The following is a 15269-nucleotide window of genomic DNA, read 5'->3' as shown; positions in this document are numbered from 1 at the left end:
AGGGCCGATCAGCCCTTCGAGGTTAGTTTTGGCGTGAGAATGGTCTTGGGGCTGTTGTTGGTGGCGAATTCAGGCAGCTCGCCCGTCCATTCGTAGGCCTGTTCACCGGGCGGATTTTCATACCAGCCTGGGTCTGAGTAATCGTCTGCGTCAATGCCTTCCCGCACCTTCACAACCGAAAACATGCCTCCCATCTCGATGGGCCCATATGGCCCCCAGCCGTTCATCATCGGGATGGTATTATCGGGCAATGGCATTTCCATTTTTGCCATGTCGCCCATCCCGGAGGTGCCCATTGGCATATACTCCGGCTGGAATTTACGGATCTTCTGAGTGAGCTGCGACTTGTCCACGCCAATAAACGTTGGAACGTCATGGCCCATCGCATTCATAGTGTGGTGCGATTTATGACAGTGGATCGCCCAGTCGCCAAGATGATCAGCCACAAACTCGTAAGCCCGCATTGCGCCCACGGGAATATCGATCGACACCTCTGGCCACTGTGCCGAAGGAGGCACCCAGCCGCCATCGGTGCAGGTCACCTTGAAATCATAGCCGTGCATGTGGATCGGGTGGTTGGTCATCGTCAGGTTACCAGCCCGAACCCGCACGCGATCGCCCTTGTTGACTACCAGCGGGTCGATATCGGGGAAAATTCGGCTATTCCATGTCCACAAGTTGAAATCCGTCATCGTCATGATGCGCGGAACATAGGTGCCGGGATCAAGGTCATAGGCATTGAGCATGATCAGGAAATCGCGATCCACCGGCATGAAGGTGGGATCTTTAGGATGGACTATAAAAAAGCCCATCATTCCCATGGCCATCTGGGTCATCTCATCACCATGAGGGTGATACATGAAGGTACCAGATTTGACCAAGTCGAACTCATAGATGAATGTTTTTCCTGGTGGGATGCTGGGATGGCTAAGCCCCGAGACACCGTCCATTCCTGAGGGCAAAATGAGACCGTGCCAGTGAACCGTGGTGCCTTCGGGGAGTTTGTTTGTGACATAGATGCGCACCCGGTCGCCTTCCACCGCCTCGATTGTCGGGCCTGTGGACTGGCCGTTGTAGCCCCACAGATGTGCTACTGTGCCCTCGGCCAGCTCGCGAACCACGGGTTCTGCGACTAAGTGGAATTCTTTGACGTTGCCGTTCATCCGATGGGGCAATGTCCAACCGTTCAGCGTGACCACAGGCGTGTAATCCGGCCCCGAATTGGGGCGCGGCGTGATTAGCGTGCTGGCGCTGTCCATCAGGGCAGTTTCAGGCAAGCCCATATTTGTGGTCTTGCTCCAAGCTTGGCTAGACACGAGGGCAGCACCCGCAGCCCCGGCTCCAATCAATTGACGTCTGTTCAACATGGGAAGTCCTTTCATTGTCGGGGTCAATGGCCTGCACCGCCGGCCGCGATTGCGGGGCCTTCGCCGCCGCCTGCACCGCCCGCGCCGCCGCCATAAATCGCTGCGGTAAGCTCAGCCTGCGCGAGGTAGAAGTCACGCTTGGCATTCGCCGCCTCAAGCTGTGCGCCAAGTTTTTCGCGCACATCTGTCAGAAGCTCGAATGTGTTGGTGATCATGCCGTTATAAGACAGCAGGCCTTCTTCCTCGACAGTAGTGCGCAGCGGCACCACGACATCGCGGTAATGGCGCGCGATCTTGTAGGACGCGTGATAGGCAACCTCAGCCCCGCGTGCTTCGGACCGCACGTTGACGGCCTTTTCGGCTAGCACATTAGCGGCTTGCAGATAAGAAAGCTCTGCCTTGCGCATCCGTGCCTTGCCTGAATCAAAGATCGGGATCGCAAATTCAAGCTCGACCTGCGGGGTCACAACCTTTTCGATGTCACCGCCCGCGTCCACCTCACGCTCAAGTTCGGCACCCGCCACAATCTCCAAATCGCTTACGATCCGGGTCTGATCTGTCAGGCCGAATGCCGCAGCCTGTGCTGCCAGCCCCAATTGCGCGACCCGCAGATCAACACGGTTGGCCAACGCTTTGCTCTCAAGATTGCTGATCTTTCCAACGGATTTGGGCAATGCAGGCAATGCATCGGGCACAGTATAATTAACATCACCGCCCCACAGGCCCATTAGGCGGGTCAATTCTTCTTTGGCCCGCGTGGCGTTCAGCCGCGCTTTTGCCACCTGCCCCGCAAGTTCGGCGTTAAACGCTTGTTCGCGTGCTTGTCCGGCCTTGTTCAAAGCACCTGTCTCGCCCAGCTTGCGGGCCAGTTCTGACCCCGCGTCTGAGGTTCTTTTGGCTTGGGTCAGATACCCAACAGTTTCAAACGCAGCGACAGCGTTGATCCACGCAACGCGGGTTTGATTGGCAAGTGCAAGCGTATCGTTTACGGCGGTCTGCTGCGCTTGTTGAAAAGCGGCATCAGCCACGGCAACACGCTGTTTACGGGTGGTTGCATCCAGAATATTGGCCCGAAACAGACCTTCAATCGCACGGTATGCGCCGAGCTCTGGGGCGCCAAGACCCAGAAGTCCGATGGAAACTATGGGGTTTACGGGGGTAGATTGCTGCCATGCGTCGGCCGCTGAAAGTCCTACGTTGGCATAAGCGGCTTGCAGCCCCTTATTATTTAGCAGTGCGGCCTGGACGGCAGTATCGGCACCGATAAGCTTACCTTTGACCATGCCTTGGACTTGCTGTTGCAGGGCATCATTCTCGGCCTGCGTTTGGACAAAGGCGGTTTGTTTGCCAATCGCGCCAGAGGTTTGCGCGGAGACTGCGGCAAAACCGGCCTGTGTGTCTGTGTAGGAGCCGGGAACGGCACCAACGCAGGCACCCAACAACAAAGGCGCTGTGAAAAATAAGGATCGTTTTAGAATGCGCATCACTTGCCCTCCGTCTGTTCTTGATTGACTTCGCGCCAGTCGCGCGGCCCGGTCGGGGCGCGGTAGGTGTATCCGGCAAAGGGGTCTTGCGGACGGAGTGGCGAGACTGCGCCAGACGCGCTGACAGCCTGTAGCGCGGTTGTATCGGGAAGCGGTGTTGGCGTTGATGCGCATGCACCAAGGGCCAAGGCACACGCCCCGCTAAGAAGTTGGGATTTCATATATTTTACCTGATCAAGAAGACATCTCGCGCGGAATGTGCGCAGAGGAGCAGCCCCGGACGTCAGGGGCCGAGCGTCAGATCAGGTGTTTTGGGGGGCGCAAAAAGCCGTACGAAACTGCGGCGACAGGGAGTGCCGATGGAAACACATTACCAATAACCGCCGCATCTGCCTGTGGTGATGCAAACGCTTCAGTCAGGATGGCCGAGAGGCATATACCTGTGCAGCATTGATTTTGGCCTGTGTCGTGTGAGGATGTGTCAGCTTTGCTTGACGCACAATGCGTTTGTGATGCCGAATGGGAATCAACATCCTGAAGTGAGGGTGTTTTGCCCTGCTCCATGGCAGAATTCCCGTCGCGAACGCCTGCTGCTGCATGCGCCCCCGCGGGTGGGGAGAATGTCAAAGCAAAAGCAACAACAAGGCACGAAAGCACCCGAACTAGCTTTGCTAAGGCATTTTTCTGTTTCATTCATCCCAAGTCTCAAAAAAATGCGGAGCTGTCAAGCCATCCAGCGTGGGAAGGTTTCTGACAAATCTGTGATAACTTGGTATATCTATACGACTTTGGTGATGTAACCGCCCCGGCGGCATCTCTGTGCCAAAGTGGGTCTGTGAGGATCCACAAAAGGGAGCGGTTACATCAGAGCCCCATGCGTATCTCGAGTCGCGCTTGCCTGAACGCGCGCATGCCGTTCAGACAGAGCGGAGTTGGCACCAGTTCAGTGACGTTACCGGCAAGCGGCCATCACGCTGGCGATGCGGGGAAACCAACTTTCGCCAGCGCGGCTGTTACAATTGCCGCATCAGCATTGCTTTCGACCGCGACCTTTCGCGCCGGCATGTCAAACTCGATGCGTGCTACTGGATCGAGACCGTGGATCGTTTTTTCTACGGTCGCCTTGCAGTGACCGCAGCTCATGTCGGGAATATGGTAGGTAATCATTGGTCTCTCCTTTCAGGTTTGCTTATAGATCAACCCGCCGCAGGCGCAGCGCGTTGGTGATAACGGACACCGAAGACAGGCTCATTGCAGCCGCCGCAATCATTGGCGACAGCAACAGCCCGGTGACCGGATAAAGAAGTCCTGCCGCAATCGGCACGCCGAGAGCGTTGTAGGCAAAGGCAAAGAACAGATTTTGCTTGATATTACGCAAGGTGGCGCGTGCCAGTTTGCGTGCCCGAACGATGCCCATCAGATCGCCGCCCAGCAGGGTGATGCCAGCGCTTTCCATTGCCACGTCAGCCCCAGTGCCCATGGCGATGCCAACGTCTGCGGCGGCGAGTGCGGGAGCATCATTCACGCCGTCCCCCGCCATTGCAATCTTGTGGCCCTTGCCTCGCAATTGATCGATTAGCTTTTTCTTGTCTTCCGGCAAAACGCCCGCGCGCACTTCGTCGATACCAAGCTTTCCGGCAACCGCCTGCGCGGTGCGCTCATTATCGCCTGTCGCCATAATAACGCGCAGCCCCTGCGCGTGTAGCTCTTTAATCGCTTGTGCTGTGCTCTCCTTGATCGGGTCAGCCACTGCCACAATGCCTGCAAGACTACCATCGACCGCGACAAACATCGCGGTCTTACCCTCGGCGCGCAGAGCGTCCGCCCTTTCCTCGGCCTGCGCCGTATCCAAACCCATCTCTTGCATCATCGCGGTATTGCCGAGTGCTACGGCGCGTCCCTCGACATTCCCCCGCACACCTTTGCCGGTCACCGACTCAAACTCCGTCGCTTCTTGCCGCGCCGCGCCTTGTGCCTCGGCCCCCTCGACAATTGCTTCTGCGAGTGGATGTTCCGAACCGCGTTCGAGGGCTGCAGCTAAAGACAGAATATCAGCCTCGGGAACATCACCTAATGCCACCGTATCGGTCAGCTTTGGCTTGCCCATAGTCAACGTGCCAGTCTTATCGACGATCAGCGTATCAACACTCGCCATGCGCTCCAACGCTTCGGCATCCTTGATCAGAACGCCAGCTTGCGCACCGCGCCCTGCCGCCGTGGTGATCGAAATGGGTGTCGCCAGCCCCAACGCGCAAGGGCAGGCAATGATCAGCACTGAGACGGCCGACGCAATGGCATAAATCAATGCAGGCTCTGGCCCGAAAATTATCCAAACGGCAAAGGCAAACACCGCGATGCCCACCACAGTCGGCACAAATACAGCCGACACGCGGTCGGCCATACCTTGGATCGGCGCGCGTGAGCGTCGGGCGCTCGACACCATCGCCACGATCTGCGCCAACACAGTCTCAGAACCAACCTTACCAGCCTCAATCACCAATGAGCCGTTCTTATTGATTGTGGCCCCGGTCACGGCATCGCCCGGCCCCTTTTCAACCGGCATAGACTCGCCCGTTAGCATGCTCTCGTCCAAACTGGACCGCCCCTCAACCACCACGCCATCCACCGGCACCGCGTCGCCGGGGCGCACGCGCAGGCGGTCGCCTTCCATGATATTCTCCAATGGTGCATCATATTCTGTGCCATCCGGCAGGATGCGCCGCGCGGTTTTTGGCGCAAGGTCCAGCAACGCGCGTATCGCATCGCCGGTGCGCTCCCGCGCCCGCAGTTCCAACACCTGACCGACAAAGACTAATGCGATAATAACAACCGCTGCTTCAAAATAGGTGCCAACGCCTTGCCCCATCCGGTAAGCATCGGGGAAAACACCAGGCAGAAAAGTAGCAACCAACGAGTAAAGATAAGCCGCTGCCACCCCAAGGCTGATCAGCGTCCACATATTTGGCGAGCGGTTGACAAGTGAGTCCCAACCGCGCCTGAAAAACGGCAAAGCCGCCCAAAGCACGATCGGTGTCGCAAGTACAAACTCCAGATAGCCGGCCGTCTGATGCCCGAGCCAATCGCGCACCGGCAGCCTGATAAGTTCCCCCATGGTCAGCACAATCAGCGGAATTGCTGCCGCCGCCGAAATCCACATGCGACGGGTGAAATCCGACAGCTCTTCGCTCGGCTCGTCCGAGGGCAGCATCGGCTCCAATGCCATGCCGCAGATCGGGCAAGCACCGGGCGCGTCTCGAACAATCTCGGGGTGCATCGGGCAGGTGTATTGGGTTTTTGCGGGGGCAGCCTTTGTACGTCCCTCAGCACGGCCCGAAGCATAAAACCACGGATCGGACTTGAATTTTGTCTCGCATTTGCCCGAACAAAAATGAAAAGTATTATCTGAAAATTCGGCGTGGCGCGTGTCAGCCTCGATCACGACTGTCATGCCGCAGACCGGATCTTTTGCCGTCTTTGCTCCTTTTGGGATCTCGGGGTTTGCGTGTTGATGATCGTGGTCCATGTCTTGCCAACTTTCTGTTGATTTATGTTGGCCTAAGACATTCCACCGCTGGAAGCTCAAGCCCTAACGGGAAGGGCCGTATTCGTCATCAAGGGGCGGATTGCGGGTCAAAAGGGACCGTCTAATTGCAAACTCCAGCACCATCGCGATCGTTCCCAAGAACGACGATCAGCGGAACAGACTGCCATTTCGTTACCCCGACACCGGCACCCATGGCTGGCGCGCCAGTCAGGGTGCTACTGTTTTCGTCATCACATGCGGTCATCATACTTCCTTCTTGTCTTGGCGTTTGGCCGCAATCCAAAGCAACGGCAATCCGGTCACAAGGCCAAACCCGAGGACGGCCCAAGTCGCACCGCCAATATCTCCGCTCGCGGCCTCACCGCCAAAATGCGCGAGCAAAAAACTGGCCGGAATGACCCCAGCAAGTGTTGCCACCGCGAAACGCCAAAAGTGTAGCCGACTCAAGCCCGCCGCATAGCTGATCATATCAAAGGACATGAAGGGCATCAGGCGGCTGGCAAACACGGTTGCTGTCAATGCGGTCTGCGACCCAAACAAGCCTACATCGACCCGCGTACCAAACACCCGCCGCAAGGCATCGTGGCCCAGAAACCGCGCCAAACCAAAGGCGATCAACGCCCCAATCTCGGCGCCAACAACGACCAGAACAGTGCCCCAAAAATGCCCATAAGCCGCGCCCGCAGCGAGTGCGATGGGCCCGCTTGGGATTGGGCTAGCCACGACTGCAACGGTCATTAGCGTGACGATCAGGACCGGCCCCCAGATTCCAGCGCGCTCGACCAGCTCCTTTAGGGCTTCGCCGTCCAACATTCCGCGTATTTCGGTAAACGCCGAAGGCGCAAAAATCCAGACCGCAAGAATGGCGAGACCGAGGACCATAAGTGCGAGAACTATGCTTGTTCGCACCCTCATGTCAGATCGCCTCGACGGCCTTTGCTAAAAGATCACGTACCTGGCCAGCTACAGCTGCAAGCTCGGCATTATCAATCGCTTGCATCGATGCCACCGGGTCAACAGCGCTGACCTCTACCCCGCCGTGAACAGCGCGCAAAATCACGTTGCATGGCAGCATTGCACCCACCCGCGGCTCTATCTCAATGGCTTGATGGGCCATTTTGGGGTTGCATGCGCCGAGAATAAGGTAGGCGGGCATCTCGACGTCCAACTTCTTTTTCATCGTCGCCTTGACGTCGATCTCTGTCAGAATGCCAAATCCGTTGTCGGACAGGGCTGCGCGGGTGCGCGCCTCCACTGCATCAAAAACAGCGTCCGTAATGATACGATTTATTGTGTATCCCAATGTTTTTCCTTTCAGGTCATTTACGTAGGTATTTGATCAACGCCGCAATGGCGAGACCGACAAGGACTAAGATAACAATCATCCAAAGCCAGCCAAAGCCCATGCCTAAACCCATACCATAGCCGTTCATCATCGTTTTCTCCTGATCTGTGATTGGATTGCCCCCACCAATTGGTACCTAGTCCGAACGGCGGGAAAAAAGAGCGTATCAGTTATTGCCCATCATGCCCTTGCCCGGCATGCCATCTTGTTGACCGCTCATGTGGCTTTGCATCAGTGCAGCCATCGCTGCCAATTCAGCTTCAGTCACCTGCGCGTCGCCATCTGGGTCGTGCATCTGGAAGGCGCGCACGGTCATCGGCCGAGTATGGGCCGCATGCATTGCAGCAAACTCATCCAGCGATAACGTGCCATTCACATCGGCATCATAGATCTTGATTTCGGCTTGAATGCCTGCCGTTATTTCCTCGGGGGTGAGCGTTCCGTCTGCGTCAATGTCAAAGGTGGCCATGGCATGGCTTTGGGCAGCACCCATCATCACGCCCATCCCACCGTGGTCACCAGCGCCATCGTGGTCAGCTGTTCCACCGTGACCACCCATCACCCTGCCATATTGCATCTGGGTTTGCTGCGCGATCACGGGCACGGCAACTGAAGCCACACCAAGAGCGGCGACGGCAGCAAGGATGAATTTGGTTGTACGTTTCATTTTTGTTCTCCTGGTTAGATCTGTCATAAACCCAATCTGGGGGGCAGATGTCCCACAGGTTTGTCAGCCGAACTGGTCTTTTGTATCAAACTGTCGCAAGGGAGGGGCGTACGACGTTTTGCGACAATCTATTGCGCGCATGCGCGGCGCGATCGGCTAAGGGCACGAACAGGAGATAACATGACAAGCAATCCGCCCCATATTCTGATCGTCGACGATCACCGCGAGATTCGCGATGCGCTGGCGAAATATCTTGAAAAGAACGGCATGCGAGCCACCTCGGCCGCGAACGCTACGCTGATGGATGCGGCGTTGAAGGTTGGCGAGTTTGATCTGATCGTGCTTGATGTGATGATGCCGGGCGAAGACGGGCTTTCTGTCTGTCGCCGATTGCGCGCGGCGGGCACTATGCCGATCCTGATGCTGACAGCCCTTGGTGATGAAACCGACCGCATCGTGGGGCTAGAGGTCGGCGCGGATGACTATCTGCCCAAACCATTTAACCCGCGCGAATTGCTGGCGCGGATCAAGGCGATCCTGCGCCGGTCAGACCGGGTTGAAGTGGCGGGTGGCAGTCTTGCCGGACATATGTTGGCGTTCGACCGCTGGGTACTGGATACAGACCGCCGTCTCCTGACGAACAAAGATGGCACCGAAGTGGCGTTGACCACCGCTGAATTCCGTCTGCTCACGGTCTTTCTCGAACGCCCACGCTTCGTGCTTAGCCGTGAACAGTTGCTCGACTTAACTGCGGGCCGCGCGGCTCAGGTATTCGATCGCACCATCGACAACCAGATCAGCCGCCTGCGCCGAAAGATCGAGGTCGATCCCGCGAAACCAATGCTGATCACCACTGTCTGGGGGGGCGGGTATAGCCTTTCCACCGATGTGAAGGGGAAGCCGTGAGTCCTGATCGTTCCATCCCCCGCCGGTGGTATCCGCAATCCTTGGGGGGGCAGCTTCTGGCGATGTTGTTGCTGGCCCTGGCTATCACGCAGGGGCTTGGGCTTTTGTTGTTGACCGACGAACGTAACCGGGCCGTGCGCGCGGCCTTGGGTGTGGAGGCGGCAAGCCGCGCCGCAAATGTGGTCTTGCTGCTCGACGATGCCCCCGCCGATTTGCACGCATCAATCCTTCGAGCCGCAGATTCACCCCTGGTCAGGTTTGAGGTGGGGTCCGAGCCGGACGCCCCCCCCCACAACAGCGCCGAAGTTGACGTCGTTCTGCGCCAGATCCGGCAGATACTTGATGAACCCGGGCGAGAGGTTCGAGTGGATATTCATGCCATTAAAGGTGACGCGATGTCGTTTCCCGATGGCATGCCCGCCGAAATGCGCCCGATGCACGAAGCGATGATGGCAGGACAAATCGACCCCGTAGAAATGTCGCTGTCGATCAGTCTGGAGGCGGGAGATTGGCTGAACGTGCGAACGATGTTTCATCGGCCGGCCCTTCAATTGTCGCCGCAGGCCTTGTTGCCCTTGCTGTTGATGGCAGCAGCCGTGGTTCTTGTGGCATGGTGGACCGCGCGGCGTGTCGTCGGCCCGATGCGCGCGCTTTCGGTCGGGGCAGACCGGCTGGGACGCGGGCTCGATGCGAGTCCCCTGCCTATGACGGGCCCGACGGAGGTGCGAGATACAACACTGGCCTTCAACCGGATGAAAGAGCGCCTTACCCGCTTCGTGAACGAGCGCACCCATATGCTTGCGGCCCTTAGCCATGATTTGCGTTCGCCCCTGACCGCTATGCGGCTCCGGATCGAAATGCTGGACGAAACAGACGACAGTATCCGGCTCAAGGCTTTGGTCGAAGAAATGCAGGCCATGGTTGAGGCCACGCTTGAGTTCGCGCGTGGCGTCGCCACAGTAGAGCCCGCCATTTCGGTCAATCTTGCCACAATGCTGAGCGATCTGGTGAGCGACGTGGGGGGTGATCGTGTGCGCCTCGCACCTTCGGAACCGCTGTTTGCTACCATCCGCCCCCGAGCCCTGAACCGCGCGCTGCGCAATTTGATCGACAATGCGCTCCGCTATGGCGGCGTCACTAACGTGACCTTGACGCAAGAGCCGATGACGGCAGTCATTTCTATCGCTGACAAGGGTCCGGGGTTGCCGGATGATCAGCTTGAGGCTGTCTTTGAACCCTTTGTGAGACTAGAAAATTCGCGCAACCGTGATACTGGCGGCGTCGGTCTGGGTCTCGCTATTACACGGACCATCATCCAAGCGCATGGTGGATCGATAAGTCTTAGCAACTTGCCAGAAGGAGGACTGAAAGCCGCTATTCGATTGCCGACTGGAGAGGCGTGAACAAACTTGGCGTCTCCTGCGAAGCCGGTTCGAACCAAATACACACGGATTAAAGTGAAGCTGCAAAATGTAGGAAGGCCGTTACTCGCAGAATACACTCATTAAGTTCTGAGGTGGTTCTGCCATTCGAGATAGCGGTGCCATCTTTCCCGTCGCCTGACTCTTGTCATTGATCACTTGGGACCATGTACGTCGGCGAATGGAATTTCTGTTGCGGTAATGCCGTCGTCTCGGTGTTGCTTGTCCAAGGACAGATCCGCCACGACGCGTTTAAGGCGTTGGTTTTCAGTCTCGAGCTCCTTCAGCCGTTTGAGCTAATCCCGACTCATGCCACCATATTCTTTGCGCCACCGATAATAGGCCTGACTGGTTACCCCGATCTGCCGCACAGCCTCGGAATCTGACTTTCCCTGCCCTTGCAAAACTTCAATCTGCCGAAGCTTTAGCACAATATCTTCTGGGTTCTCTCGTTTTCCAGCCAGACATTGCCTTCCATGAACTGTTGCAAACCGGCAAAGAGTGGCATCAGAGCAATCGGGAGGCAGACCCCCTACTGTTCTAATTGTCTCAAGCTTAGCAGGGGTTTCTATATTTTATAGATATTAATTGTTTTGATTAGTTCGACGGACCTATTCAATCGCCAACCCTGAGACAATAAGTACTATGCCAACTTGGCTCGATCATCCTTAAATGCCAGTAGCCTCAGAGCGTTGAAGACCACCATCAGGGTTGAGCCTTCATGGATCAGCACAGCCGGTCCTATTCCCAAACCGAACAATGTCGCGGGAATCAGCAGCGCAACAATACCCAAACTGGCCCATAGGTTTTGGCGGATAATTCGGCTGGTCTGTCGGCTTAGTCCGACGGCAAACGGCAGGGTCTGCAAATCGTCGGCCATCAACGCAATATCCGCTGTTTCTAATGCGACATCAGATCCTGCTGCACCCATTGCAATACCAACCGTAGCATTGGCCATCGCCGGTGCGTCGTTGACGCCGTCGCCAACCATCGCCACGCCCCCGTCGGCCTTGAGCGCCGCAATTTTTGTGACCTTATCCTCTGGCATCAAATCGCCAAATGCCTTGTCCAAACCAACCTCTTTTGCGACCGCGTCCGCAACATTCTGGTTATCACCAGAGATCATCATCATCCGCTTTAGGCCCACATCACGCAGCGCGGCAATGACAGCTCTGGCATCTGCTCGAGGGGTGTCCATCAAGCCGATTATGCCGAGATACCTTGACCCACTTCTCACGACCATTGTGGTGCGGCCCTTCTTGGCCATTTCTTCGACCGACGCGCGCAAATCTTCGGGCAATGGCTGGCCAGCGACATTGTCAAACAGCGCGATCTTACCGATGTGAACGATGTTTCCACCAACCTTTGCCGACACGCCTTGACCAATAATATTGGCAAAATCTGTTGCCTCAACTGGCAGAATACCCAAGCGTTTTTTAACGTCTCTGACGACCGCCTGCGCGAGGGGGTGATCGCTCAGCATTTCGACAGCGGCGCTGACCTCCAGCAACTCTGTTTCTGCGGCGCCACCGTAAGGTAAGATATCCACTAACCGTGGTTCGCCAATAGTTAGCGTGCCGGTTTTGTCAAAGGCGATGGCATCCACCTGACCCAGAGCTTCAAGGGGCGCGCCACCCTTGATCAAAACACCACCCCGCGCTGCACGGGCAATCCCTGACAAAATTGCACTGGGTGTTGCAATTGCTAAAGCGCACGGGCTGGCTGCTACCAGAACGGCCATCGCACGATAGAAGCTTTCAGTGGCTGTCTCGTTCAGAATTAGGAATGAAAAGCTGGTGATGACAGCCAGCAAAACGACGCATGGCACAAATATCTTCTCGAACTTTTTGGTAAAGTTCTGCGTCGGCGACTGGCGGGTTTGCGCTTCCGCAACCAGTGTCATCACCCGCGCCAATGTCGTTTCGCCAGCGAGTTTTGTGACCTGAATATCAAGACTTCCGCTGCCGTTTATCGATCCGGCAAAGACACGATTTGCCGCGGAGAGGCTGCCCGGATTTTTTGAAGCAAGCTCACTGTCTTTGACGGGCATCTTGTCCACAGGCACACTCTCGCCCGTAATTGGCGCTTGGTTTACCGCGCTCGATCCCTTAACGACGAATCCGTCCGCCGCGAGACGTTCGTTGGAGCGCACGACAACGATGTCGCCGACCAAGAGGTTTTCTATCAAGACAGTCTCGGTTCCATCGCCCCTTCGGACCAAAGCCTCGTTAGGTGTCAGGTCTGCCAATGCCGCCACGGCATTTCTGGCCCTGCCCATGGCATAGTTTTCGAGCGCATGACCAATGCTGAACAAAAACAGCAGGAATGCGCCTTCCGCCCACTCTCCCAGAAATGCAGCCCCTGTTGCGGCAACCAACATCAGAAAATCAATCTGGAACTGACCTTTAACAATCTTTTCAATGGCTTCGCGCAGAGCGAAGTAGCCCCCAAAGAAATATGCTGCCAGCAGCAAGCCAAATCCGAACTGTTCAGAAATGATGCTAAGCTTCGGTCCCAACCACCCTGACAACAAACAAAGCCCCGCAAACATCGCAAAGATGATCTCGGCCCGCCCACCCAAGGCTCGATTCAGAAAACTGTCGTGCGCGTGATCGTGCCCATCGTCTGCACTGTGATCATTTTGTGCGTGAACATCACTTTGAGGTTCTCGTTCGTGCGGGTGGTTTTCGGACATATAATTTCCTTTATCAAATTCAGATTCGTTAAGTGTCACAAAAACCGTCGCACCTTCGATTTATATTGAAGATACTCGGCCCCGTATTGCTCTTCCAGCCAGCCTTCCTCAGCAAACGGGAACGCCAAAAACACGATAATCCCAGCGACGACGGACGGCAGCACTGTGACGGTTGCGCTCAGTATGGCCCATCCAGTCAGGATCGCGATGTCGCTAACGTATTGGGGATTTCGGGAAAAGCGATAGAGGCCATCTGTCTTGAGCTGACCTGCTGCCCCCATCGTCTGGTCCGCACCGAAACCGATCACTTCGTACCAGACGCCCACATTTCCAACTAGGATCAGGATCGGCCCCACGACAAAACGTAGCCAAGGCGGCACCTGAATTTCTCCCCAGCCCAAAATTCCCAGAGCGACGACAGCCGCGAAAAAAACGAGCGTACCGGCCCAACCAACGAATGCTTCCACGGAACCGAAGGTTTGCGGCGGCCAGATTCGGCAATCGGGCCTCACGACTGACCATAAAACTGCCACAAGTGTCAGCCCGCTGATCGACAGCGCCACGCATGTGAACAAGGTTTCCGCCAAATTCATTCCAATCTTCTCGCGACACCAACATATGCTGTCAGGGTTTCAATGGCCATGCTCGTCCCGTTTTTCTTCTGCAGCGTGAAAACCGACGTTGGTAACAAGCGCAGCATCCGGTAAATTGGGTTCGATTCGGACCTTCGGCGCTCTCGGTTCGAGTGGCTGCTCTTATGCCGAACTAGCGCGTCGCTGAGTCCGTCTATTTCACCTAGATTGCCGACCGCCACATCCGGAATCTCCCCTTCCCGGTCACCTCGCGAACGAGCCCTCTGGCCTCCATCCAGGCCAGATTGCGCCCAACGGCTGCGCGGCTAGCACCAGTCAGGGCCTCGGCCATCGGCGCAGAGACCAGTGGCCACTCGGTCAGCGCGGCCCGCAAAGTTGATGATGTGCGCCCTGACAGCGGCGCCATGACGTTTTTCGCTCTTGCCGACCAAACCTCGATATCGTCCAGATGGCGCATCGCAGTCAGGGTCGCGCTGTCCATCCCGTCGAGCCAGCGGTTCAAACGCTCGGCCGTGGGGCCACCGGCACGCAATCCCCCTGCCCCACTCATGGCCATGGGCGCGAAGACCGCGCCCTTTCCCTCGCTAGCGGCAATCCGTCCCGCTGTAACGGCAGCCTCAATCCTGTCCCTATGCTGGCCAAGGCCGGCGAGGTTCCAAACGTGGAAACCCATGCAAGCGCGGCTGATCGGGTGCAGGTTGATGGCTGCGTCCATCAGGTTGAGCCACCCCGCCGCGCGATCCATGAAACGGTCTTCCGCCTCATCTAAATTCTCAGGGTCGCGACGATCCAGAAAATCGGCAAGCCCCGCCTCGGGTCCGGGCCCCCCTGTCAGCCGCCGCACGGCCCATCCGACGCGCGTCAGCGCCCCCATATCCTCCTGCACGCCCGACAGCCGCAGGGAGGTCCAAAGCGCAAGCCGGTCCGGGCCGACCCGGTCGCCGACAAACCAGCTCAGTTCGGCAGCTTCGATCAGGGCCAGACGGTGCCGCCAGCCTTCCGGGCCACGCCGCAGACGATCATCCAAGGCGCCAAGCCGACCGGCCACCCGCGCCAAGCGCGCTGCAAGTCCAGCCTCGGCCTGCGCCCAATCGGCGATGGTTGACGTCTCGCGCGGCTCCGCCCGCGGCCCAGGCGGCAGGTAATCCGGCTCCTCCTCCATCGGACCGGTGTCGCATTTTCTTCACCATTTCAGCACATGATTATTACGTGATTTCTGGAAGATACCGCGATATCGTAGATCATTT

13 protein-coding genes and 1 pseudogene are annotated in these 15269 nt (G+C 57.1%); 2 read left to right on the top strand and 12 right to left on the bottom strand.

The genetic code is table 11. The features are described 5' to 3' along the window. Positions 1–8: 8 nt before the first annotated feature. From ACEN2J_RS16190 to ACEN2J_RS16155, 8 genes are all read right to left on the bottom strand, one after another. Complete coding sequence (locus ACEN2J_RS16190) at positions 9–1367, bottom strand: multicopper oxidase family protein (protein ID WP_156209371.1); 1359 nt, start codon at positions 1365–1367, stop codon at positions 9–11. Between the two features lie 23 nt (positions 1368–1390). Continuing rightward, positions 1391–2851 carry a TolC family protein gene (locus ACEN2J_RS16185; RefSeq protein WP_442107148.1) on the bottom strand — a complete coding sequence of 487 codons (1461 nt, stop codon included), beginning with the start codon at positions 2849–2851 and terminating at the stop codon, positions 1391–1393. 969 nt (positions 2852–3820) lie between these two features. Beyond that, on the bottom strand, positions 3821–4018 hold the full coding sequence (locus tag ACEN2J_RS16180; RefSeq protein ID WP_050521761.1) for a heavy-metal-associated domain-containing protein: 198 nt from the start codon (positions 4016–4018) through the stop codon (positions 3821–3823). 22 nt (positions 4019–4040) lie between these two features. Further along, the gene (locus tag ACEN2J_RS16175; protein WP_442107147.1) at positions 4041–6374 is read right to left on the bottom strand and encodes a heavy metal translocating P-type ATPase; all 2334 of its coding nucleotides are present in this window, start codon (positions 6372–6374) and stop codon (positions 4041–4043) included. A 121-nt stretch (positions 6375–6495) separates the two neighbouring features. Beyond that, complete coding sequence (locus ACEN2J_RS16170) at positions 6496–6639, bottom strand: hypothetical protein (RefSeq protein ID WP_442107146.1); 144 nt, start codon at positions 6637–6639, stop codon at positions 6496–6498. Continuing rightward, positions 6639–7310, bottom strand: coding sequence for a TVP38/TMEM64 family protein (locus ACEN2J_RS16165; protein WP_442107145.1), 672 nt, complete (start codon positions 7308–7310; stop codon positions 6639–6641). The genes ACEN2J_RS16170 and ACEN2J_RS16165 overlap by 1 nt, the downstream gene beginning before the upstream one ends. A gap of 1 nt (position 7311) precedes the next feature. Continuing rightward, the gene (locus ACEN2J_RS16160; RefSeq protein WP_442107144.1) at positions 7312–7698 is read right to left on the bottom strand and encodes a DUF302 domain-containing protein; all 387 of its coding nucleotides are present in this window, start codon (positions 7696–7698) and stop codon (positions 7312–7314) included. Between the two features lie 208 nt (positions 7699–7906). After that, positions 7907–8407: a calcium-binding protein gene (locus ACEN2J_RS16155; RefSeq protein ID WP_442107143.1), complete on the bottom strand. Its 501-nt coding sequence runs from the start codon at positions 8405–8407 to the stop codon at positions 7907–7909. A 180-nt stretch (positions 8408–8587) separates the two neighbouring features. Between ACEN2J_RS16155 and ACEN2J_RS16150 the strand changes: the two genes are divergently transcribed. Continuing rightward, on the top strand, positions 8588–9313 hold the full coding sequence (locus tag ACEN2J_RS16150) for a response regulator (RefSeq protein WP_442107142.1): 726 nt from the start codon (positions 8588–8590) through the stop codon (positions 9311–9313). Further along, the gene (locus ACEN2J_RS16145; RefSeq protein ID WP_442107141.1) at positions 9310–10716 is read left to right on the top strand and encodes an ATP-binding protein; all 1407 of its coding nucleotides are present in this window, start codon (positions 9310–9312) and stop codon (positions 10714–10716) included. The genes ACEN2J_RS16150 and ACEN2J_RS16145 overlap by 4 nt, the downstream gene beginning before the upstream one ends. A gap of 239 nt (positions 10717–10955) precedes the next feature. Here ACEN2J_RS16145 and ACEN2J_RS16140 read toward each other — a convergent pair. The 4 genes and pseudogenes from ACEN2J_RS16140 to ACEN2J_RS16125 all read right to left on the bottom strand — a co-directional run. After that, positions 10956–11198 (bottom strand): annotated as a pseudogene (locus ACEN2J_RS16140) (transposase); the annotation flags it as partial. A 179-nt stretch (positions 11199–11377) separates the two neighbouring features. Next, on the bottom strand, positions 11378–13429 hold the full coding sequence (locus ACEN2J_RS16135; RefSeq protein WP_442107140.1) for a heavy metal translocating P-type ATPase: 2052 nt from the start codon (positions 13427–13429) through the stop codon (positions 11378–11380). Positions 13430–13464: 35 nt separating this feature from the next. Then, entirely contained in the window at positions 13465–14022 is a 558-nt protein-coding gene (locus tag ACEN2J_RS16130) for a methyltransferase family protein (RefSeq protein ID WP_442107139.1), read from the bottom strand. 202 nt (positions 14023–14224) lie between these two features. Beyond that, on the bottom strand, positions 14225–15184 hold the full coding sequence (locus ACEN2J_RS16125; RefSeq protein ID WP_442107138.1) for a hypothetical protein: 960 nt from the start codon (positions 15182–15184) through the stop codon (positions 14225–14227). Positions 15185–15269 lie beyond the last annotated feature (85 nt).

It is taken from the genome of Pseudorhodobacter sp. W20_MBD10_FR17 (assembly GCF_052119765.1).
Taxonomy (GTDB): domain Bacteria; phylum Pseudomonadota; class Alphaproteobacteria; order Rhodobacterales; family Rhodobacteraceae; genus Pseudorhodobacter.
The sequence above is the reverse complement of the archived record's forward strand: the minus strand, read 5'-3'. Positions and strand labels throughout refer to the sequence as shown.

Coding starts and splice junctions, on each gene's coding strand:
- ACEN2J_RS16190 (WP_156209371.1), bottom strand. CDS start 1,367: ATGTTGAACAGACGTCAATTGATTGGAGCCGGGGCTGCGGGTGCTGCC.
- ACEN2J_RS16185 (WP_442107148.1), bottom strand. CDS start 2,851: ATGCGCATTCTAAAACGATCCTTATTTTTCACAGCGCCTTTGTTGTTG.
- ACEN2J_RS16180 (WP_050521761.1), bottom strand. CDS start 4,018: ATGATTACCTACCATATTCCCGACATGAGCTGCGGTCACTGCAAGGCG.
- ACEN2J_RS16175 (WP_442107147.1), bottom strand. CDS start 6,374: ATGGACCACGATCATCAACACGCAAACCCCGAGATCCCAAAAGGAGCA.
- ACEN2J_RS16170 (WP_442107146.1), bottom strand. CDS start 6,639: ATGACCGCATGTGATGACGAAAACAGTAGCACCCTGACTGGCGCGCCA.
- ACEN2J_RS16165 (WP_442107145.1), bottom strand. CDS start 7,310: ATGAGGGTGCGAACAAGCATAGTTCTCGCACTTATGGTCCTCGGTCTC.
- ACEN2J_RS16155 (WP_442107143.1), bottom strand. CDS start 8,407: ATGAAACGTACAACCAAATTCATCCTTGCTGCCGTCGCCGCTCTTGGT.
- ACEN2J_RS16150 (WP_442107142.1), top strand. CDS start 8,588: ATGACAAGCAATCCGCCCCATATTCTGATCGTCGACGATCACCGCGAG.
- ACEN2J_RS16135 (WP_442107140.1), bottom strand. CDS start 13,429: ATGTCCGAAAACCACCCGCACGAACGAGAACCTCAAAGTGATGTTCAC.
- ACEN2J_RS16130 (WP_442107139.1), bottom strand. CDS start 14,022: ATGAATTTGGCGGAAACCTTGTTCACATGCGTGGCGCTGTCGATCAGC.
- ACEN2J_RS16125 (WP_442107138.1), bottom strand. CDS start 15,184: ATGGAGGAGGAGCCGGATTACCTGCCGCCTGGGCCGCGGGCGGAGCCG.